19 protein-coding genes are annotated in these 21,225 nt (G+C 30.8%); 13 read left to right on the top strand and 6 right to left on the bottom strand.

Annotated elements, in window-relative coordinates:
• From Q361_RS10240 to Q361_RS10295, 12 genes are all read left to right on the top strand, one after another.
• Complete coding sequence (locus tag Q361_RS10240) at positions 1–900, top strand: ABC transporter ATP-binding protein (RefSeq protein ID WP_103726640.1); 900 nt, start codon at positions 1–3, stop codon at positions 898–900.
• A gap of 17 nt (positions 901–917) precedes the next feature.
• Positions 918–1,637: an ABC transporter ATP-binding protein gene (locus tag Q361_RS10245; protein ID WP_394335863.1), complete on the top strand. Its 720-nt coding sequence runs from the start codon at positions 918–920 to the stop codon at positions 1,635–1,637.
• 1 nt (position 1,638) lies between these two features.
• On the top strand, positions 1,639–2,751 hold the full coding sequence (locus tag Q361_RS10250) for an ABC transporter permease (RefSeq protein WP_103726642.1): 1,113 nt from the start codon (positions 1,639–1,641) through the stop codon (positions 2,749–2,751).
• Positions 2,752–2,773: 22 nt separating this feature from the next.
• Positions 2,774–3,901 carry an ABC transporter permease gene (locus Q361_RS10255; RefSeq protein WP_103726643.1) on the top strand — a complete coding sequence of 376 codons (1,128 nt, stop codon included), beginning with the start codon at positions 2,774–2,776 and terminating at the stop codon, positions 3,899–3,901.
• Positions 3,902–3,968: 67 nt separating this feature from the next.
• Complete coding sequence (locus tag Q361_RS10260) at positions 3,969–4,175, top strand: hypothetical protein (RefSeq protein ID WP_103726644.1); 207 nt, start codon at positions 3,969–3,971, stop codon at positions 4,173–4,175.
• 103 nt (positions 4,176–4,278) lie between these two features.
• On the top strand, positions 4,279–4,602 hold the full coding sequence (locus tag Q361_RS10265) for a hypothetical protein (RefSeq protein WP_103726645.1): 324 nt from the start codon (positions 4,279–4,281) through the stop codon (positions 4,600–4,602).
• Positions 4,603–4,650: 48 nt separating this feature from the next.
• Positions 4,651–6,255: a hypothetical protein gene (locus Q361_RS10270; RefSeq protein WP_103726646.1), complete on the top strand. Its 1,605-nt coding sequence runs from the start codon at positions 4,651–4,653 to the stop codon at positions 6,253–6,255.
• Between the two features lie 140 nt (positions 6,256–6,395).
• Positions 6,396–7,706, top strand: a complete 1,311-nt coding sequence (locus Q361_RS10275; protein WP_103726647.1) for a TolC family protein — start codon at positions 6,396–6,398, stop codon at positions 7,704–7,706.
• Between the two features lie 19 nt (positions 7,707–7,725).
• Positions 7,726–8,826 carry an efflux RND transporter periplasmic adaptor subunit gene (locus tag Q361_RS10280; protein ID WP_103726648.1) on the top strand — a complete coding sequence of 367 codons (1,101 nt, stop codon included), beginning with the start codon at positions 7,726–7,728 and terminating at the stop codon, positions 8,824–8,826.
• A 40-nt stretch (positions 8,827–8,866) separates the two neighbouring features.
• Entirely contained in the window at positions 8,867–12,073 is a 3,207-nt protein-coding gene (locus Q361_RS10285; protein ID WP_103726649.1) for an efflux RND transporter permease subunit, read from the top strand.
• Between the two features lie 64 nt (positions 12,074–12,137).
• Positions 12,138–12,443, top strand: coding sequence for a hypothetical protein (locus Q361_RS10290; protein WP_103726650.1), 306 nt, complete (start codon positions 12,138–12,140; stop codon positions 12,441–12,443).
• An 11-nt stretch (positions 12,444–12,454) separates the two neighbouring features.
• Positions 12,455–12,640 carry a YgaP family membrane protein gene (locus Q361_RS10295; RefSeq protein ID WP_103726651.1) on the top strand — a complete coding sequence of 62 codons (186 nt, stop codon included), beginning with the start codon at positions 12,455–12,457 and terminating at the stop codon, positions 12,638–12,640.
• Positions 12,641–12,672: 32 nt separating this feature from the next.
• On the opposite strand, the gene Q361_RS10300 is transcribed toward Q361_RS10295, so the two are convergent.
• The 6 genes from Q361_RS10300 to Q361_RS10325 form a co-directional block, all read right to left on the bottom strand.
• Positions 12,673–14,397 carry a sodium:solute symporter gene (locus Q361_RS10300; protein ID WP_103726652.1) on the bottom strand — a complete coding sequence of 575 codons (1,725 nt, stop codon included), beginning with the start codon at positions 14,395–14,397 and terminating at the stop codon, positions 12,673–12,675.
• 182 nt (positions 14,398–14,579) lie between these two features.
• Positions 14,580–15,113, bottom strand: coding sequence for a mechanosensitive ion channel family protein (locus Q361_RS10305; protein WP_103726653.1), 534 nt, complete (start codon positions 15,111–15,113; stop codon positions 14,580–14,582).
• Positions 15,110–15,670 (bottom strand): Maf family nucleotide pyrophosphatase, encoded by a 561-nt coding sequence (locus Q361_RS10310; protein WP_394335864.1) that lies wholly within the window; start codon positions 15,668–15,670, stop codon positions 15,110–15,112. The genes Q361_RS10305 and Q361_RS10310 overlap by 4 nt, the downstream gene beginning before the upstream one ends.
• Before the next feature lies 1 nt (position 15,671).
• Positions 15,672–16,601: a geranylgeranylglycerol-phosphate geranylgeranyltransferase gene (locus Q361_RS10315; RefSeq protein ID WP_103726655.1), complete on the bottom strand. Its 930-nt coding sequence runs from the start codon at positions 16,599–16,601 to the stop codon at positions 15,672–15,674.
• A gap of 2 nt (positions 16,602–16,603) precedes the next feature.
• Entirely contained in the window at positions 16,604–17,134 is a 531-nt protein-coding gene (locus Q361_RS10320; RefSeq protein WP_103726656.1) for a KdsC family phosphatase, read from the bottom strand.
• Positions 17,115–17,879 carry a Rossmann-like and DUF2520 domain-containing protein gene (locus Q361_RS10325; protein WP_103726657.1) on the bottom strand — a complete coding sequence of 255 codons (765 nt, stop codon included), beginning with the start codon at positions 17,877–17,879 and terminating at the stop codon, positions 17,115–17,117. The genes Q361_RS10320 and Q361_RS10325 overlap by 20 nt, the downstream gene beginning before the upstream one ends.
• Positions 17,880–18,039: 160 nt before the next feature.
• Between Q361_RS10325 and ccsA the strand changes: the two genes are divergently transcribed.
• On the top strand, positions 18,040–21,186 hold the full coding sequence (ccsA, locus tag Q361_RS10330) for a cytochrome c biogenesis protein (protein ID WP_103726658.1): 3,147 nt from the start codon (positions 18,040–18,042) through the stop codon (positions 21,184–21,186).
• Positions 21,187–21,225: the final 39 nt, after the last annotated feature.

Below are 21,225 nucleotides of genomic sequence, written 5' to 3' on the forward strand. Positions count from 1 at the left end.
ATGGGTATTCTAGTAGAAAATATTTCTAAAAAATATCAAAATACTACAGCCATTCAAGATATTTCTTTTGAAGTAAACAAAGGAGAACTTTTTGGTCTTATTGGTCCAGATGGTGCTGGTAAAACTACTATTTTTAGAATCGTTACTACTTTGCTTATTCCAAATAGTGGTAAGGTTACTGTTGCAGGTTTAGATGTTGTACAGCAATACAAACAAATACGAAATATAGTTGGCTATATGCCTGGTAAATTTTCGTTGTACCAAGATTTAACAGTCGAAGAAAATTTGCAGTTTTTTGCCACAATTTTTGGAACAACTATTTCTGAAAATTACCATTTAATAAAAGATATTTACACGCAAATAGAACCCTACAAAGCCCGTAGGGCAGGGGCATTATCTGGCGGTATGAAACAAAAATTAGCATTATGCTGTGCACTAATTCATAAACCTAAAGTATTATTTTTAGACGAGCCTACAACAGGCGTAGACCCTGTATCTAGAAAAGAATTTTGGGAAATGCTCAAAAGACTAAAGCAATTTGGAATTACAATTTTGGTTTCTACACCATATATGGACGAAGCTTCTTTGTGCGATAGAATTGCACTTATTCAAAAAGGTAAAATTCTTAAAATAGATACACCACAAAGATTAATACAAAATTTTTCAAAGATAATTTGGAATATTAAATCGTCAAACAAATATCTATTGCTTGAAGATTTAAAAGCATTTGAACACAAACATAGTGTATTCGCATTTGGAGATTCGATGCACTTTATAGCAAAAACAGATTTGGTATCGAAAAAGGAGATAGAAAATTATTTGAAAACTAAAAATCATTCTGATATAGAAGTAAATAAAATAGAACCAACTATAGAAGATATTTTTATGGATTTAAGTTAGTTATGCCACAAAATACAATGATAAAAGTAGAAAACCTAACCAAAACTTTTGGCAATTTTACAGCCGTAAAAGGTATAAGTTTTGATGTTAAAAAAGGTGAAATTTTTGGGTTTTTAGGAGCAAATGGCGCAGGAAAAACCACTGCAATAAAAATGCTAATAGGAATTTCAAAGCCTACAAGAGGCACTGCTGTTGTTGCAGGTTTTGATGTACAAACAGATAGCGAAAAAGTGAAAAGAAATATTGGTTATATGAGCCAAAAATTTTCAATGTATGACGATTTAACAATTCGTGAAAATATTGTTTTTTTTGGAGGAATTTATGGATTATCAAGACAAGAAATTAAACAAAAAACCGAACAATTAGTACAAGAACTTGAATTGGAAAACTACATAGATCAATTGGTAATTTCTTTACCCTTGGGTTGGAAACAAAAATTGGCGTTTTCGGTGGCTATGCTACACGAGCCTCAAATTGTTTTTTTAGATGAGCCAACGGGTGGTGTAGATCCAATAACAAGAAGACAATTTTGGGAAATGATTTACGCCAAAGCACATACAGGTACTACCATATTTGTAACAACACATTACATGGATGAAGCCGAATATTGTGATAGAGTATCGATTATGGTTGATGGAAGTATAGAAGCACTAGATAGCCCCAAAGGATTGAAAGAAATCTATGGAGTAAACTCTATGAATGATGTATTTTTAAAATTGGCACGTAATATAGAATAGCATGAACAGAAAAGTTTTTATTGGGTTTGTAAAAAAAGAGTTTTTTCATATTTTTAGAGATAGACGCTCTATGATTATTCTTTTTGGAATGCCATTGGTACAAATTTTACTTTTTGGTTTTGCCATTACAAATGAAATTAATAATGTTTCTATTGCCGTATTGGATAAATCTAAAGATGTTGAAACCCAAAAAATCATTCACAAAATTGCTGCTTCACCTTATTTTGAAATAGAAAAAGTACTTCATGCAGAAAGCGAGATAGAACCTATTTTTAAATCAGGAAAAGTAAAAGCAGTACTCATTTTTGAATCTAATTTTAATAAAAAAATTCAAACAACATCACTAGCCAAAGTTCAAGTAATAACAGATGCTACTGAGCCCAATACCGCCAATACCATTACTGCTTATGTAAATGCCATACTTCAAAATTATTCTAAAGAAATAAATCACAATGCACATTCAAAATACGATATAGCCATAGAATCACAATGGCGATATAATCCAGAACTCAAGAGTGTATATACTTTTGTACCTGGTGTAATGACTGTAATTTTAATGCTTGTTTCTGCCATGATGACTTCTATTTCTATTGCACGCGAAAAAGAATTAGGCACTATGGAAATACTTTTGGTTTCTCCCTTAAAACCAATTTTGGTAATACTAGGCAAGGTTTTTCCTTATATATTTTTATCGATTATCAATGCCATTATCATTGTTGGATTGGGCTTTTTTGTATTTAAAATGCCTATAAACGGAAGTTTATTTTTACTAACTTTAGAAAGCATTTTATTTATAATAACCGCTTTAGCCTTAGGAATTTTAATTTCTACAATTTCCAATTCACAACAAACTGCCATGATGATTTCGCTAATGGGGCTTATGCTACCCGTTATCATACTTTCTGGGTTTATTTTTCCTATATCGAGTATGCCTTTGCCTATGCAAATTATCAGTAATATTATTCCAGCAAAATGGTTTATTAGTATTGTAAAAGCCATTATGCTTAAAGGTGTTGGAATTCAATTTATATGGAAAGAAACCCTTATTTTACTCTTTATGACAATGATTTTTATGCTATTGAGTATGAAAAAATACAAAATAAGATTGGAGTAAGTCTTAATAAAACGTGTATTACATGAAAATTATTTTATTTATAATTCAAAAAGAATTCAAACAAATTTTTAGAAATAAAGCGATGTTGCCTTTGTTGTTTGTAATGCCTTTTATGCAATTACTTATTTTATCAAATGCGGCTTCATTTGAAATAAAAAACATTAAAATTGGTTTTGTAAATCATGATAATTCTCAAACATCGTACAAACTTATTAGTAAATTTCAATCGGTATCTATTTTTAGTCTATCTGAAAATTTTTCTACGATAAAAGATGCCGAAGCGAGTATGGAGCAAGGTAAAGTTGATGTTATTGTAGAAATTCCAAATCATTTAGAAAAAAAACTTCTTAACGATAACCAAACTTCTCTATCTGTAATTATCAATGCTATAGATGGCGCTGCAGCGGGAATAGAAAATGTGTATGTTACTCAGGTTATTAAAGATTTTAACCAAAGCATAAAATCAGAATTGGTCATGACTTCTTTTGATTCTGAAAACAAACCTTATTTTAATGTAATTGCGATACCTTCTTTTTGGTACAATAACACACTAAATTACAAAACCTATATGGTACCAGGTATTTTAGTTTTATTGGTAACGATGCTAACTCTTTTTTTATCGGGAATGAATATTGTACGTGAAAAAGAAATAGGAACTCTAGAGCAAATTAATGTTACGCCTATAAAAAAACATCAATTTATTGTAGGAAAATTATTTCCATTTTGGGTTATCGGGTTGTTGGTTCTTACCATTGGTTTACTCATTGCCAAAATAGTTTTTTCTATTCCAATTTTGGGAAATGTGTTTATTATTTATGGTTTTGCAGCTTTATACCTTATGGTTATTTTGGGCATTGGATTATTTATTTCCAATTTTACCGAAACTCAGCAACAATCTATGTTTATATCTTGGTTTTTTATGGTAGTATTTATTTTAATGAGCGGACTTTTTACTCCTATAGAAAGTATGCCCGTTTGGGCTCAGAGGATAACGTATATCAATCCGATACGATATTTTGTAGAATTTACACGAATGGTTATGCTTAAAGGATCTGATTTTTATGAGGTTCGTATACATTTTATGATTATACTAGCGTATGCAATACTGGTAAATTTTTTAGCCATTTGGAGTTATAAAAAAGTTAATTAACTTTATTACTTTAAAAACATATTATATATTTACATCAAATTAGTATCAATTTTAAAAATAAAAAAAGATGAAAAAATTAGCATCAATATTGGCTGTATCGGCTTTATTATTTTCAATGAACGTATCTGCTCAAGAGCAAGAGCCAAAGCAAAAAAAGAAAAAAGCAAAAACAGAAAAATCTTGTTCTGCTGACGAGAAGAAATCTTGCGAAAAAGGAGAGAAAAAAGGAGGATGTTGCTCTCACAAAAAAGCAGAAGAGAAAAAAGCAGAATAATTTTTATTTTGTATCATAAAATTGCTAAGCGTTTCTTTATTGAAACGCTTTTTTTGTAACTATTGTTACCTAGATAACTCTTTGATTTATTTACATTTGTTTTATGCGTTTCATATCTATATTTATTTGTATATTTTTTGGTTTGATAACCTTTTTACCAAGTGTAAAGGCTATAAAAGAACAAATAAAGCCATCTATTTGTAACGAAAAATCTATTCTAGACAATACATCAAAAGCGGGAAGTTGTCAAAATGAAAAGTGTTTGTTAAACTTCTCATCTTCTATTTCTGTATTTATTGTTTTTGAAACTAATGAGCCAGTATTTAGTAATACTTTTTCGTATGTTATTAAAAATAATATACATATAAGCAATTTTATAAAGTCAAAATTTAATAATACGCCTTGGCAACCTCCAGAATTACTGTAATATTTATTAAAACATATTTAATTTAAAGTTTAATCAATTATTACATTAATGAAAAATACTATCATTTTTGTATTGTTGATGAGTGTATGTATAGCGTATACTCAAAACAATACATCGTTTAATTATCAAATTCAGCTTACTCCAGTTTCAATACCCAATTTTCCAGGTATACACTCTTTTGCTTTTGGGCAGCACAACGGCAAATGGCTTATTGTAGGAGGCAGGCTAGACGGCATACATGCTAGACAACCTTTTAATGCTTTTCCTGCATCTAGTAATAATACCAATTTATATGTAGTAGATGTTGCTACTTCTCAATTTTGGACAAAGTCTATTGCAAATTTGCCTATACCTTTAAAAGAGCAGTTGCAGGCAACAAATTTTAATTTTTATCAAGATAATACAACGCTTTATTTAATAGGAGGTTATGCATTTTCAGAAACAGCTCAAGACCATATTACTTTTAATAAGCTCACAGCAATAGATGTACCTAATTTAATAGATGCTATTATAAATAATGGCAATATAGATACTTATTTTAAACAAATTTCAGACGAAAATTTGGCTATAAATGGAGGTCAATTAGGTAAAATTGCTAATACATTTTATTTGGTGGGTGGGCATCGATTTGATGGCAGATATAACCCTATGAATAACCCAACATTTACACAAACGTATTCAAATCAAATTAAAAAATTTACGATTAACAATACGGCAAATGGCTTAAGTATTTCCAATTATGAAACCATTACAGATGCAATTCATTTGCATAGAAGAGATTACAATTTAATGCCTCAAATTTTTCCAAATGGAGAACAAGGATATACTATTTCTTCGGGTGTATTTCAAATAAATGTTGATTTACCTTTTTTATATCCTGTAGATATAAAAGCTAGTGGGTATTTTCCTCAAACAAATTTCAACCAATATTTGAGTAATTATCATAGTGCAAAAGTTTCTTTATATACTGCCGAAAACAACCAAATGCACAACTTGTTTTTTGGCGGAATGAGTCAGTATTATTACAATGGTACAACGTTAATACAAGATACTAATGTTCCTTTTGTAAACACAATAAGTAGAGTAACACGATTTGCCGATGGTACTTTGCAAGAATTTCAACAACCAGAAGTAATGCCCGCATTAAAAGGAGCTAGTGCAGAGTTTATTACAAATAAAGCGCTTCCTCATTATGAAAATGAAGTTGTAAAATTAGACGAAATAACTTCAAACGAAATTGTACTTGGGCATATAGTAGGTGGTTTATACAGTCCGTCTCAAAACCCTTTTACAGCCAATCAAACGAGTACAACACAAGCAAATAGTACAATATATGAAGTAAAATTAATTAAAAATCAAGATTTAAATAATTATAGTGTTCCAGGTAAAAACCCTTATGATATTGTTGTTTCTCCAAATCCTAGTTATACAAACAAAGTGAAATTACAGTATTATGTAGATAAAATAGTAACATTAGATTATTTTATAAGCAGTTTAGACGGTAAGATTATAGATGATGGAGAAATTCAAGGTTCGCATATTGGAAATAATACTCTTGATTTTGAAATAGATGCTCCTAACAACTCCACAGTGATGCTTACATTTATTTTTGATGATAAATATTATGTAACCAAAAAAGTAGTATTAAATTAAGACTTTTTCTATTTCATAAATAAACACATTGTTTACTTAAGCAATGTGTTTTTTTGTTACTAATGTTACACAGTAACAATTGTAACTGTACAGCCATTTTAAGCAAATTATTTTTGTTTCGTAATAATTATAAAATCATTATGAATAAAAAAATAATAGGATTAGGAATTTTAATATTGTTTTCAGGTACTTTTTTGTATGCTCAAGATACGATACCTGTTTCCAAAAGTCAAGTCTTGCAAAAAGTCATCGAGGGTAATTTGCAAATTAAAATCGCCGAAAAAAATGCGCAAGTAGCAAAGGCCGACTATAAGCAAGCGCAATCACTTTTTTTGCCCAATATAAACACATCATACAGCGGAATATCTACTACCAATCCGCTTATGGCTTTTGGTTCAAAGTTGAATCAAGAAATACTAACCATGGCAGATTTCAATCCAGACTTATTGAACAATCCTGCAAAGACTCAAAATTTTTCTACTGTAATAGAAATTCAGCAACCACTTATTAATATTGATGGATATTATGGAAGAAAGGCAGCAAAAGCCAAGTATGAAGCATACCAACTACAAACAGAGCGTATCAAAGAATATTTGCAGTTGGAAGTAACAAAAGCTTATATGCAACTTCAGTTGGCTTACAATGCTGTAACTGTTTTACAAAAAGCCGAGAATACAGCCAAAACCAATTTAAAATTAATTGAAAACTATTTTAAAAATGGAATGGTTCAAAAAACAGACGTGCTCAATGTACAAGTAAGGGTAAATGATGTTACCAACCAATTGCAATATGCTAAAAGCAATGTAAAAAATGCTTCCGATTATTTAATGTTTTTGTTGAATGAAGATATGAATGGTAAAATTTATAAGCCAGCAGAGCTTTTTGATACTACTTTTAGTAACCATACTTTTTTGGAGTTTTCAAAAAGTAGAAAAGATTTTTTATCCTTAGAAAAATCAAACGAAGCCTATCAAAATATGATACAATCCAACAAGTTTAGTTTGTTACCACGTTTAAATGCTTTTGGAAATTACCAATTATTTGACAGTAAATTTTTAGGAACAGCAGCAAAAGGTTATTTGGTGGGTGCGCAATTATCTTGGAATTTATTTGATGGTCTAAAAACGTATGGCAAAATAGACAAAGCAAAAGCCGAATCGCAAAAAGCAGTTTTAGAAGCAGAACAATACAAAAAGCAGAGTGAGTTAGAATTTAACAAAACCAACAGGCAACTTTTAGATGCTCAAAATAAAGTATCTCTAGCACAGTTGGCGTTGCAACAATCTCAAGAAGCTTATAGAATTCGACAAAATAGATTTTCTCAAGGTTTAGAAAAAACGACCGATTTATTACAGTCTGAAACACTACAATATCAAAAAGAATTAGAATACCAACAAGCTCTATTTGAATACAATTTTTTATCACAATACTTACAGTTTTTGTCTAATTAATCCTTAAAATTATTTAAAAATGAAATATTTATATTCACTACTTATAGTTACTTTTTTCAGTTTTCTACTACAATCATGTAAAAATGATGAAGCAAAAGTTGCAGATGATAGCATTGCAATAAAAGTTACTTTAAACAAAAATAATAATACACAAAATATGCCTTATGTAACAGCTAGCGGAAAAATAGAAGCCGAAAATAGCGCAAATGTAAGCACACGAATGATGGGCTATGTTACTAAAGTACATGTAAAAGTTGGGCAAAAAGTAACAGCAGGACAACTTTTGATAAGTATAAACAATACCGATTTGTTGGCAAAAAAAGCACAAGTAGACGCTTCGATTATTCAAGCCACAGCAGCCTACAATAATGCTAAAAAAGACTACGATCGCTTTGTAAATTTATTTCAACAACAAAGTGCTTCTCAAAAAGAATTAGACGACATGACTTCTCGTTACGAAATGGCAAAAGCTGGGCTTGAAGCCGCAAAACAAATGCGAAATGAAGTGATGGCACAATTTAATTATTCTAATTTAAAAGCTCCATTTTCTGGAGAAGTAACCAACACATTTGTAAAAGAAGGCGATATGGCAAATCCAGGTATGCCTTTGTTAAGTGTAGAAGGAGCTTCTAGAATGCAAGTAACTGCTATGGTATCTGAATCGGATATAGCAAAAATTCATAACGGTATGAGTGTGAAAGTTTTGGTAAAATCGTTAAATAAAGAAGTTTCAGGAACAGTGAGTGAGGTAAGTATGTCTGCAAAAAACACGGGTGGGCAATATTTGGTTAAAATCAATCTTTTGGGCACCAATACATCGGTACTATCGGGTATGTTTGTCAATGTTCAATTTCCGATAAAAAATAGTACTATAAATGCAGCAGAATCAAGCAAATCAGATAAAATTTTAGTGCCTCAAGATGCTTTAATAAAACAAGGACAACTTACAGGAATTTACACCGTAAGCTCAAGTAATACAGCTATTTTACGTTGGTTAAGAACAGGAAAACAATTTGGCAATCAAGTAGAAGTGCTATCGGGATTATCGGCAAATGAATCATACATCGTTTCAGCTGAAGGAAAATTGTATAACGGAGCTAAAGTTCAATTAGCCAATTAATTGGTTTATCGATACAGTATCTCATTAACAAATTAAAATTATGCAAGAAGGTATTTCAGGAAAAATAGCCCATTTTTTTATCAACTCAAAACTAACTATTTTATTAATGGTTGCTTTGATGATAATAGGCACATATAGTTCTTTTTTAATTCCTCGCGAAGAAGAGCCTCAAATTAATGTCCCTATGGCCGATGTTATGGTAGGATACCCTGGGGCTAGTCCAGCAGAAATTGAAAGTAGAGTAATAAAACCTTTAGAAAAAATTATAGGAAACATAAAAGGAGTAGAGCATATACATAGTATGGCAATGAACGGTCAGGCTATGATTATTGTTCAGTTTTATGTAGGGCAAGATATAGAACGTTCGTATGTAAAACTTTACGATGAATTGATGAAACATGAAAATATGTTCCCTCAAGGTGTTTATAAACCTATGGTAAAAACACGCTCTATAGATGATGTACCTATGTTGGGTATTACACTTTGGAGCGAAAAATACGACGATTTTGAACTTAAACAAATAGCCGAAGAAGTAACCACCGAGATAGAAAAAGTAAAAGATGTTGCTATTACCAAAGAAATAGGCGGTAGAAATAGAGAAGTAAAAGTTATCTTGGATAAAGATAAAATGGCCGAAAATGGAGTAGATGCTTTAGGCATTATGCAAATGATTCAAGCTAATAATGGTAGCTCTCAATCGGGTAGTTTTGTAAATACAGACAAAGAATATTTACTTACAACAGGACAATTTTTATCAACTGCCGAAGATGTTGAAAATTTGGTGGTAGGTGTAAACAAAAATATGCCTGTTTATTTAAAACAAGTAGCGCAAATACAAGACGGAGCATCAACACCAAGAAGTTATGTTTCTTTTGGTTACGGAAAAGCCAATGCAGCTTTCAGCAAAAACAAATCGGAATATCCAGCTGTAACTATCTCTGTAGCCAAAGTGAAAGGAGCTGATGCTATGCAAATTGCAGAAAAAATAGAAACTCATTTAGAAACATTAAAAAAATCGTTACTACCCAATGATGTTCATGTAGAAGTTACACGTAACTATGGCGAAACAGCCTCACACAAGGTTGGAGAACTATTAATGCACTTAGGTATTGCTATTCTAGCTGTTACAGTACTGGTAATGTTGGCAATGGGTTGGCGAGGCGGTTTGGTTGTATTCTTTTCTGTACCCCTAACATTTGCTTTAACCTTGTTTAGTTATTACTTGCTAGGATATACATTAAACAGAATTACACTTTTTGCTTTGGTTTTTGTAGTTGGTATTGTAGTAGATGATAGTATTATTATTGCCGAAAATATGCATAGGCATTTTAAAATGAAACGATTACCTTTTAAACAAGCGGCTATTTATGCCATAAATGAAGTAGGAAACCCTACAATTTTAGCCACCTTTACGGTAATAGCAGCCATTTTGCCTATGGCATTTGTATCTGGAATGATGGGGCCTTATATGAGCCCAATGCCTATAGGAGCTTCTATTGCTATGATATTATCATTGTTTGTAGCCTTAACCATAACTCCGTATTTGGGTTACCATTTTTTACAAGAAAAAGATGAACAAAAGCACAAAGAAGAACAAGGTTTAGAAACATCTTGGATATATAAAATGTACAACAAGCTTGAAAGACCATTTTTAGACAATCCAAAAAGAAGAAATGTAATGCTTTTAATTACTGTATTGATGCTTTTGGGGTCTATAATGATGTTTTTTACAAAAAGTGTAGCTGTAAAAATGCTTCCTTTTGATAATAAAAATGAGTTTCAAGTGGTAATAGATATGCCCGAAGGTACTACACTAGAAAGAACTACAGTAGTAACCAAAGAAATCGCACAATATTTAACAACAATACCAGAAGTTGTTAATTACCAAAACTATATAGGCACTTCTGCTCCAATTACTTTTAATGGATTAGTACGTCATTATGATATGCGTGGTGGTAGTAACATGGCAGACATTCAGGTAAATTTATTGCATAAAGAAGATAGAAGTAATCAAAGTCATGATATTGCTAAAATTGTAAGACCCGAAATACAAAAAATTGCCAAAAAATATGGTGCCAATGTAAAAATTATTGAAGTACCACCTGGACCGCCCGTTTTATCTACACTTGTGGCAGAAATTTATGGACCAGATTATAATGAACAAATAAAAGTAGCCAAAGAAGTAAAAAATATACTTCAAAATACTTCAGATATTGTAGATATAGATTGGATGGTTGAAGATAACCAAACAGAATATAAACTAGAAGTTGATAAAGAAAAAGCTATGCTAAATGGTATAGCGCCACAACAAATTGTTGGAAATTTAACCTATTTGCTTCGCGAAATGCCTGTTTCCAATTTGTATGATGAGCGTTCAAATAATCCCGTAGGAATAACACTTGCTCTAGATGATAAAGACAAAACATCATTACAAGACATTCAAAACATTAAAATAAAAGGAAGTCAAGGTAATGTAATTCCAATAGCTGATTTAGTTAAAATAAAACAAGATACGCTACAAAAAACCATTTACAGAAAAGACCAAAAAAGAGTAGTGTATGTTACTGCAGATATGGCAGGAGTTTTAGAAAGCCCCGTGTATGCTATATTGGGAATGAACGAAAAATTACAAAAAATAAAATTACCACAAGGCTATAAAATAAATGAGTTATATACCGCTCAACCTGATGATGAGTCTGATTTTACAGTAAAATGGGACGGTGAATGGCAAATTACACTCGAAGTTTTTCGCGATTTGGGTGCAGCATTTTTAGTGGTAATCATTGTAATTTATATGCTTATTGTAGGTTGGTTTCAAAACTTTAAAACACCAATGGTAATGATGCTTGCTATACCATTATCATTAGTAGGAATTGTATTAGGACATTGGCTACTTGGTGCATTTTTTACGGCAACATCGTTTATTGGAATGATTGCTTTAGCCGGAGTTATGGTTAGAAATTCTGTTCTATTAATAGATTTTATCGAAATTAGATTAAACGAGGGCATACCTTTAAAACAAGCAATTATTGATGCTGGAGCTGTACGAACAACACCAATATTGCTCACTACAGGAGCTGTTGTTATTGGAGCCTCGATAATATTGTTTGATCCTATTTTCCAAGGACTTGCAATATCACTGGTAGCTGGAGCAATTGTATCTACATTGCTTACGTTGATTGTTGTACCAATAATCTACTATATTACCGAACGAAAAAAATGGGAAAAACTTGCTGAAAAAGAGTAAAACAAAAAACTTATTCTGTGAGCATTATTGTTTTCAGAATAAGTTTTTTAAAAACAACATCGACATGAAATTATTATTAATTACCGCAGTATCCGATTTTGAAAAAGAAATCAAACAGTTGTTAAAAAAAGTAAATGTAAAAAGTTACTCATACAACAACGTAAAAGGCGTGAGTAATACCACCACCGAAGAGTTAAATTCAAACTGGTTTGGTGCAGAGCATATAGAAAACGATTCGGTTGTATTCTATGTATTTGTAGACAAAGAAAAAGTAGATCATTTTTTTGAACAAGTACATCTATTTAATTCAAAATTAGATTCAGTTTCAAAAATTCATCTAGCATCATTTAATATTGAAAAACACAATTAAAATTTATAAAAATGAAAAATAGAATAATAAGAGGCATTGCAGGAACATTTATTTTAATGAGCTTGCTATTGGGTATTTATGTAAATGAAAATTGGTTTTGGTTTACAGGTTTTGTAGGGCTTAATCTTTTGCAATCATCTATTACAAAATGGTGTTTAATGGAAGATATTCTTGCAAAACTTGGCGTTAAAGAGTAAGGTTTTTAATGTGATGAAACCCATCGAGATAATTATTCTAAATCGATGGGTTTCTTTTTAGTTAAAATCAATTCTAAAAATATTGAAATACTCATCGTTAATACAGCACCAATAAAATTGAGCCATAAATAACCTAATTTTTCTTGCCCGCTTGGATAAATATGAATGGCAAAATAATAAATACAAAAAATACTAACTTGAGATATACAAGCCGCTATAAAAATAGATTTTGCCTTTACAAATTTTACTAAAAAACCCACTAAAAATATACCAAGCACAGTACCATAAAATATAGAACCTAATAAATTTACCAATTGTATTAAGTTCTCAAAAAGTGAGCAAAAACAAGCAAATAGAATAGCAATAATACCCCATAATAAGGTAAACAACTGCGTAATTTTTAAATAATGAGTTTCGCTATGCGTTACTTTTTGATTTCTTTTATAAATATCTAATGCCGTTGTAGAGGCTAACGCTGTAAGCTCTGAAGCAGATGATGCCATAGCCGCCGAAAGTATTACAGCCAGCAGCAAACCTATAAGCCCTGTAGGTAAATAGTGTAGTATAAAATGTAAAAACACGTAATCTTTATCATTGGTTTCTGCTTTTTTATCTACTTTTTCAATCAATTCTTTGGCTTGATCACGCAAATCATTTTCTTTTCCAGACAAAGAAATTAATTTCTTACGCAAAATTGGATTGTCATAATTTTGATTTAAGTGATCTATATACAATAAGTTGAATTCTTTTTTTTCTTCGGAAAGAGCTTCAAGTTGTAGTTCAATTTTTTTATAATCATTTTTGTAGATAGAGTTTTCTACCAGTTTATTATTATTAGGATTAAAATTAATAGGTACTGGATTAAATTGAAAAAATACAAAAACCATTACACCAGTTAGTAGAATAAAAAACTGCAAAGGCACTTTTAAAAAACCATTGAGTAAAAGTCCCATTTGACTTTCTTTATCAGATTTTCCTGTAATGTATCTACCTACTTGCGTTTGATCTGTGCCAAAATACGCCATAGCAAGAAAAAATCCACCTGCAATACCACTCCACACAGTATATCGTGTTTCGGTATTAAACGAAAAGTCTAAAATATTCATTTTATTGTTTGCTCCAGCAATATGCAAAGCATTAGAAATAGTCATTTCGTTGGGTAGTTTTCGTAGTATGATAAAAAAAGTAATAAACAAACCCGTAATAACAATAAAAAACTGTTGCTTTTGTGTGATATTTAAAGCTTTCGTTCCTCCAGAATAGGTGTATATAATAACAAGAATACCTATAATGATATTTAAGATATTCATATTCCAACCTAACAATGTAGATAGTATTATAGAAGGCGCATAAATTGTAATTCCTGCAGCTAAACCACGTTGTATTAAAAATAGTATGGCAGCTAGAGAACGTGTTTTTACGTCAAATCTTTTTTCTAAATATTCGTAGGCCGTAAATATTTTATACCGATGATAAATGGGTATAAAAACCAAGCTAATTACAACCATAGCAATAGGCAATCCAAAATAAAACTGAACAAAACCCATACCATCATGATAGGCTTGTCCTGGAGTAGATAAAAATGTAATAGCACTAGCTTGTGTTGCCATTACAGATATGCCTACAATCCACCAAGGTGTTTTTTTTTCATTAAGCAAGTACTCTTCTACGCTTTTACTGCCACGTGTTTTATAAACTCCATAAAAAACAATAAATAACAGAGTAAGGGTAAGTACAATCCAATCTAGTTTGTGCATAGCTTATGAAAATATTTGCATTAAAATATAAAACACAACAATAAAAATGGCATTGGTAATTAATACCCATGTATAACTAATCTTCCAATGTTGTTTTTTTGGTTTCATATCTACAATTTTATTGTTTTCTTAAAAGGTCAATCGCATTGTTTATCTTTCATACAGTTTTAAATAGTTTCTATTTAATCTGTAAATTCTTTATGTTCAAAGTTATCATTAATTATAGAAATTCCTTTTTGTAAAAGTAAATTATTGGGATAGGTCATTTCTTCATATTCATCAGATTTTAATGTAATATGAAAAGCACTTATGTTTGTTATTTCTCCAGTAACAGGAAAATCTTTATCATGAATTTTTATTTTATTACCTATTTTAAATGGAAAAAAGAAAAATAATATTACGCCAGAAGTTATATTACTCAATATAGACCACTGAGCAAACATAGCAACTCCAATTACTGTAGTAATAGACGAAAGTGTGAGTAAAATATCTTTTTGATCAACACCCCATATTACGATAAAAGCAACTACAGATATACTATTAATTAATATATGAATGTATTTTATAACCAAATTGGCACGTTGTTCTAGATTATGATTTTTTTTAGCAAAGTTCATCACAACTTTTCTAGCTATATACCTTAGCACTACAGCCAAGGCAATCACAATAATAGATTCTATTAGTTCAGTATAAAATACTTTTAAGGCTTCGTTCATAATTTATCTTTTAAGTATGCAAATACTTTTTCGGTTGGTAATCCAACTACATTGGTATAAGAACCTTCAATTTTTGCAATTCCTACCAAACCTATCCAATCTTGAATACCATAACTGCCCGCTTTGTCAAATGGCTTGTATTCATTTAGATAATATTCTATATCATCGTTGGAAAGTGCAGAAAAAGTTACTTTGGTTATATCAGAAATAACTTCGGTAGAAGTTTTTGTTTTAAAACATACAGAAGTAATTACTTCGTGTGTTTTATTAGAAAGTTTTTGAAGCATTAAAAAAGCATCGTTATAATCTTTAGGTTTTCCTAAGGCTTCATTGTTTAGCCAAACCAAAGTATCGCTTGTAATAATAATTTCATTATCTGTTATTGCATTATCAAAAGCAGATGCCTTTAGTTTTGCCAAATATTCGGTAATTTCTAAATGCTTTAAATGATTGGGATACACTTCATCAATTTCTTTCAATTTTATTTGAAATGGGAAATTCATTTCTTTAAAAAATTGTTGCCTTCTTGGAGAACCCGAAGCTAAAGTAAGAATCATTTTAGCCATTATTTTTTATATTAAAAGTAACAATTAGTAAAGATAGTATACCAAAAAACATAATGATTTTGTATAAAAAGCTTATCGAAGCAAACGTTTTAGTATCATTGGCAGAAAAGAATTTTATACTATTTAAAATAAGCGGACTTAATACAAACACCAGCATATACAAAGTTGCATAATACAAATTATTATTCATAAAATAAGTATAAGTGTAATACCCTAAATAAAGGGTTAGTAGTATTGAGAGAGCAAATGCAATATATTTTGTATTTTGAACTCCGAGTGTTACTGCTGTTGTTTTTAAACCAGTTTCAAAGTCGCCTTTGTAATCTTGAATGTCTTTTACAATTTCACGTATTAAGGTGATAACAAAAGCAAATTTTGCGTAATCTGTAAGTATTTCCATTAATACGGTCATTTGAGCTTTATTACCTTCATACAAAGTGGTATAAATATCAAAAACTCCTATAATAAGTATAGTTATCGCTGCCAAAAAAGAGATGACTAAATTTCCTAAAAAAACGGTTTGTTTTAAGTATGTGGCATAAACGTAGAGTAGGGCAGCAATAAGTATAAAAATAATAAAAAACTTAGGTTGTAATACCATACGCGATAAAACAAAACCTACGCCAACACCAATAATATTGAGTGCTACATAAATATTATAGGCACTACTTTCTGAAATGTATTTGCCTACAATGACTTTTGAGGGTTTATTTATTAGGTCTGTATCTTGGTCAAAAATGTCGTTGATTACATAACCTGCCGCAGCAATAAATACAGTGGCTACAACCAACAAGCAGTACTGAAAATTAGACATCCCTGTAACAATATTGTTTAATTTAAAATATCCAAATCTAAAAATGAGTTGCACAAAAGCAATCATTACTAAATTTTTATAGCGTATAAGTTTAAAAAAATGTACCATTATTAATCAAATTTTCCGTTGTAGTAACTATGCCATTTTCCTTGTACTTTCATTACTTGCTCAATTACATCTCTCACAGCACCTGTGCCGCCATTTTTATGCGATATGTATGTGGCAATATTCTTTATTTCTGGACTAGAATCTTGCGGACAAGTAGGTAAACCTACCAATTGCATAACGTGAAAATCAGGAATATCATCACCCATGTATAACACATTTTCAGGATTAATACTATAGATCTCACAATATTCTTTAAACGTTTCAACTTTATCTGGCGAACCTAAATAAATATCTGTTATGCCTAAATTTTTTAATCGAATGCGAACGCCTTCGTTACTTCCTCCCGAAATTATACATACATTATAACCACTTTCTAGGGCAGCTTTCATGGCAAAACCATCTTTAATATTCATTTCTCTAAGCATTTCGCCTGTAGGCGTAATATGCACTGTTCCATTGGTTAGAACGCCATCTACATCAAATATAAATGTAGTAATTTGGTTCATTAATTCTTTATAACTTTTTGTTGGCATCTTTTTGTATAGATTGAGTCAATAATGTGTAAATTTCTTTTTTTGTTATGTCGTTTAGCATCTCCAAATGCTTATTTATAGTGTTATTGTCGTTTCGTATAGCTGGGCCTGTTTGGGCTTCACTTGGTGTTAAATATTCTATTTTTGAAGCTGTTTCTTCAATTAAGGGCAATAATATTTCAAAAGGAATGTTGTTTTCTACACAAATATCATTGCCTATTTTGTATAGATGATTTACAAAGTTGCAAACAAAAACAGCCGCTATATGTAACGATTTTCTTTGTTCTGAAGAAATAGAATATACTTTTTCCGATAATGAAAATGCGAGTTTTTCTAGTATTTTATAATCGCTTTCACTCTCTGTTTCTAAGCAAATTGGAACGGTTTTAAAATCGACTTCTTTATTTTTTGAGAAAGTTTGCAACGGATAAAACACACCTTTTCTATTTTTATCATTTATACACTGCATAGGCATAGTGCCCGAGGTATGCACAACAAATTGATTGGTAAAAGGTAAATTTTCACTAACTTCTTGTATAGCACTATCACTCACAGCAATAATACAAACATCTGCTTGAGTCAAATGGGCAATATCAGTAATAATTTTTGATATGTGCAAATTGCTAGGTAGCGCATTGCTATTTCGAGCATATACTTTTTTTAGAATTACTGTATCAGAATTCTCAAAATTTGTAATTAAATGCTGTGCAATATTGCCCGAACCAATAATATTTACTGTTATCATACTGCAAAAATATCAATAAAAAAGTAAATTCTTTTTTTCAAATCTGTTTTCAACAATTTATATCTGTTAATTCTCTTAAAAAACTCTTAAATAGGAATTGTTGAAGCAATCAATATTTAAAATTAGCTTACTTTTGCATCGTTTATTTATATTTTTTCTTATGCTAAAGAAACTACTTTCTGTTCTGTTTTCCACCCGATTAATGGCTGTTTTATTTATAGTTTTTGCGGCAGCAATGGCAGCAGGAACTTTTATAGAAGATGCATACAATACAGATGCTGCTAGAGTTTGGATATACAATGCGTGGTGGTTTGAAGCGATTATGTTGGTGTTTGTAATCAATTTTTTTGGAAACATTAAAAAATACCAATTGTATAAAAAAGAGAAATGGGCTACCTTGTTATTGCACTTATCTTTTATTTTTATTCTAGTTGGAGCATTTATTACAAGATATATTAGTTACGAAGGTATGATGCCTATAAGAGAGCATAGTGTCTCGAGAGCTATATATTCAGATAAAAGTTTTTTAACACTCTATGTAGATGGTATGTACAAAGGCAAAATGATGCGTCGTAGTTTTGAAGAACCTCTAATCTTGTCTCCAGCTGTGTACCCACCATTTGCTAGTAATAATTTTTCTATTAGTACTAAATTTAATCAAACACCATTTTCGGTTTCTTATAAAGATTTTATTGCAGATGCCAAAGAAACTATCGTAGAAGATAAAAACGGAAAGTTATTTTTAAAGATGGTTGAATCGGGCGGAGGTTCTCGACACGAGCATTATTTGGAAGAAGGACAAATAGCAAATATTCATAATATTTTATTTACATTAAACAAACCTGTTGCAGGAGCTGTAAATATTATTTCTAAGCTAGGTGTTACTACAATAAGCACACCATTTGACGGAAGCTATATGCGAATGTCAGATAAATTGCAAGGCAAAGTTACAAAAAACACTACAGATTTGTTAATGTTTCGTTCACTCTACAATGTTGGCGAAGCACAATTTGTATTTCCAGAGCAGCCTATTAAAGGGAGTAAAAAATTAATTTCTGGAGGAGATTTAAAAGCCAAGCAAAATGAAAATGCACTTATTGTAACAGTTGAAACCGAAGGTAAAACAAAAGAAGTGGTGTTAAAAGGAACAAAGGGTAAACAAGGAGAAGGACAAACATTTAAGCTCGGTAAACTAGAATTTACATTAGCTTATGGTTCTAAAATTTACGAAACACCTTTTGCTATCAAATTAAACGATTTTATTGCCGAAAAATATCCAGGAACAGAAAAATCATATTCTTCATTCAAAAGTAAAATTACTGTAATGGATACTTTATATGGCAATAACAAAAGGTTTGATACTGATGTATATATGAATCATGTTTTAGACTATCAAGGATTTCGTTTTTTTCAATCGTCTTTCGATCCAGATGAACAAGGAACTATACTTTCTGTAAATCATGATTCTTGGGGAACCAATATTACTTATTTGGGTTACTTTTTGCTATACTTTGGTTTAATGGCTATTCTATTTGTTAAAAACACACGTTTTGCCGATTTAAAAAGAAAATTAAACGATATAAAAAAGAAAAAAGCATCGCTTTTATCAATTGCAGTATTGTTATTGTTTTCAAGTTATGCAATAGCCCAAAATCATAATCATAAAATAAATTTTCAAGATTCTATCCTTAAATACAAAGTTCCCGAAATTCAAGCCGAAAAATTTGGAAGACTAATCATTCAAGATGAAGGTGGTAGAATGAAGCCTATCAATACGTTTTCATCAGAACTTTTACGAAAAATAAGTAAACATGATAACTTTTTTGGTTTGAATTCTGATCAGGCTTTTCTATCGATGACACAATACCCAAATGCTTGGTTTGAATTGCCTGTACTTTACATTAAAAAAGGGAACGATAGTTTGCGTGGTATTATTGGTGTAAATAAAGATGAAAAATATGCTTCGTTAAGAAACTTTTTTGATGAAAAAGGTAATTACAAGCTTTCTAGATATTTAGATGAAGCAAATAGAGCTTCAGTTCCCAATCAATTTCAAAAAGATTTTATCGATATAGACAAACGTGTCAATTTATATTACAGAGCCTTATATGGTGGTGCATTAAAAGTATTTCCAATTCCAAACGATAAAAACAATAAGTGGGTATCTTATTTAGAATTGAGTACACCTACAGGTACGGCATTAGACACCATAAAAAATGCCTTACCTATTTACTTAAACGCTTTGAGCAAAGGTATAGAAAGTAAAAATTTTACTATGGCAAATACCATGCTCGATGGTATCGATAAATACCAACAAAAGTTTGGTAAAAGTGTTATTCCTACCAAAGAAAAGGTTGATGTAGAAATTTTGTATAACAAATATGATGTTTTTAAAAATCTATTTGCAGTACTGATGGTTACCAGTGTAATTATGATAATACTGGTAGTTTCAAATATATTTTTTAATCCAAAATGGTTAATATTAACTATTAATGCTACTCATATATTTATAGCTATATTATTTGTGGTTCATACACTTGGGCTTATAGCTCGTTGGTATGTGTCTGGGCACGCGCCTTGGAGTAATGCATACGAAAGTATGATTTATGTTTCTTGGGCAACATCGTTTTTTGCATTAGCATTTGATACAAAATCGAAGCTTACAGTTGCTGCAGGAGCTTTTGTTTCTTCTATGATATTAATGATTGCTCATTGGAATTGGATGGATCCAGATATAGGCAATTTACAACCTGTACTTAATTCGTATTGGCTAATGATACATGTTGCAATAATTGTGGCAAGTTATGGTCCTTTTACACTAGGAATGGTGCTTGGTTTGGTTTCACTATTGCTAATTATTTTTACCAATAAAAATAACAAACAAAAAATGGAACTTAACATCAAAGAGATTACTTACATTACAGAAATGGCTCTAACTATTGGTTTGGTTATGCTTACTATTGGTAATTTCTTGGGCGGACAATGGGCAAACGAATCCTGGGGGAGATACTGGGGTTGGGATCCAAAAGAAACGTGGGCTTTAATAAGTATAATGGTGTATGCATTTGTAATTCATGCACGATTTGTACCTGCTTTGCGAGGCTTATTTGCCTTTAACTTTATGAGTGTTTTAGCATTTGCTTCTATTTTAATGACATATTTTGGTGTGAATTTTCATTTATCGGGTATGCACTCGTATGCTACAGGTGAAAGACAAAATGTACAAATTTATTTATACATACTCGTAGGTTATTTCATTTTATCAGCAATTGCTTATGTTAAGTATAGAAAATGGTATAAAAAATAGCAAATACTTTGTTGCTTAAAAATTAAAAGCTTGTTACAT

The sequence above is a fragment of the Flavobacterium croceum DSM 17960 genome, assembly GCF_002917885.1.
In the GTDB taxonomy this organism is placed as follows: Bacteria; Bacteroidota; Bacteroidia; order Flavobacteriales; family Flavobacteriaceae; genus Flavobacterium; species Flavobacterium croceum.

Coding starts and splice junctions, on each gene's coding strand:
- Q361_RS10325 (WP_103726657.1), bottom strand. CDS start 17,879: ATGATAACAGTAAATATTATTGGTTCGGGCAATATTGCACAGCATTTA.
- Q361_RS10305 (WP_103726653.1), bottom strand. CDS start 15,113: ATGAACGAAGCCTTAAAAGTATTTTATACTGAACTAATAGAATCTATT.
- Q361_RS10315 (WP_103726655.1), bottom strand. CDS start 16,601: ATGGTACATTTTTTTAAACTTATACGCTATAAAAATTTAGTAATGATT.
- Q361_RS10300 (WP_103726652.1), bottom strand. CDS start 14,397: ATGCACAAACTAGATTGGATTGTACTTACCCTTACTCTGTTATTTATT.
- Q361_RS10250 (WP_103726642.1), top strand. CDS start 1,639: ATGAACAGAAAAGTTTTTATTGGGTTTGTAAAAAAAGAGTTTTTTCAT.
- Q361_RS10255 (WP_103726643.1), top strand. CDS start 2,774: ATGAAAATTATTTTATTTATAATTCAAAAAGAATTCAAACAAATTTTT.
- Q361_RS10265 (WP_103726645.1), top strand. CDS start 4,279: ATGCGTTTCATATCTATATTTATTTGTATATTTTTTGGTTTGATAACC.
- ccsA (WP_103726658.1), top strand. CDS start 18,040: ATGCTAAAGAAACTACTTTCTGTTCTGTTTTCCACCCGATTAATGGCT.
- Q361_RS10280 (WP_103726648.1), top strand. CDS start 7,726: ATGAAATATTTATATTCACTACTTATAGTTACTTTTTTCAGTTTTCTA.
- Q361_RS10320 (WP_103726656.1), bottom strand. CDS start 17,134: ATGCCAACAAAAAGTTATAAAGAATTAATGAACCAAATTACTACATTT.
- Q361_RS10245 (WP_394335863.1), top strand. CDS start 918: ATGATAAAAGTAGAAAACCTAACCAAAACTTTTGGCAATTTTACAGCC.
- Q361_RS10240 (WP_103726640.1), top strand. CDS start 1: ATGGGTATTCTAGTAGAAAATATTTCTAAAAAATATCAAAATACTACA.
- Q361_RS10285 (WP_103726649.1), top strand. CDS start 8,867: ATGCAAGAAGGTATTTCAGGAAAAATAGCCCATTTTTTTATCAACTCA.
- Q361_RS10295 (WP_103726651.1), top strand. CDS start 12,455: ATGAAAAATAGAATAATAAGAGGCATTGCAGGAACATTTATTTTAATG.
- Q361_RS10270 (WP_103726646.1), top strand. CDS start 4,651: ATGAAAAATACTATCATTTTTGTATTGTTGATGAGTGTATGTATAGCG.
- Q361_RS10290 (WP_103726650.1), top strand. CDS start 12,138: ATGAAATTATTATTAATTACCGCAGTATCCGATTTTGAAAAAGAAATC.
- Q361_RS10310 (WP_394335864.1), bottom strand. CDS start 15,670: ATGATTCTTACTTTAGCTTCGGGTTCTCCAAGAAGGCAACAATTTTTT.
- Q361_RS10260 (WP_103726644.1), top strand. CDS start 3,969: ATGAAAAAATTAGCATCAATATTGGCTGTATCGGCTTTATTATTTTCA.
- Q361_RS10275 (WP_103726647.1), top strand. CDS start 6,396: ATGAATAAAAAAATAATAGGATTAGGAATTTTAATATTGTTTTCAGGT.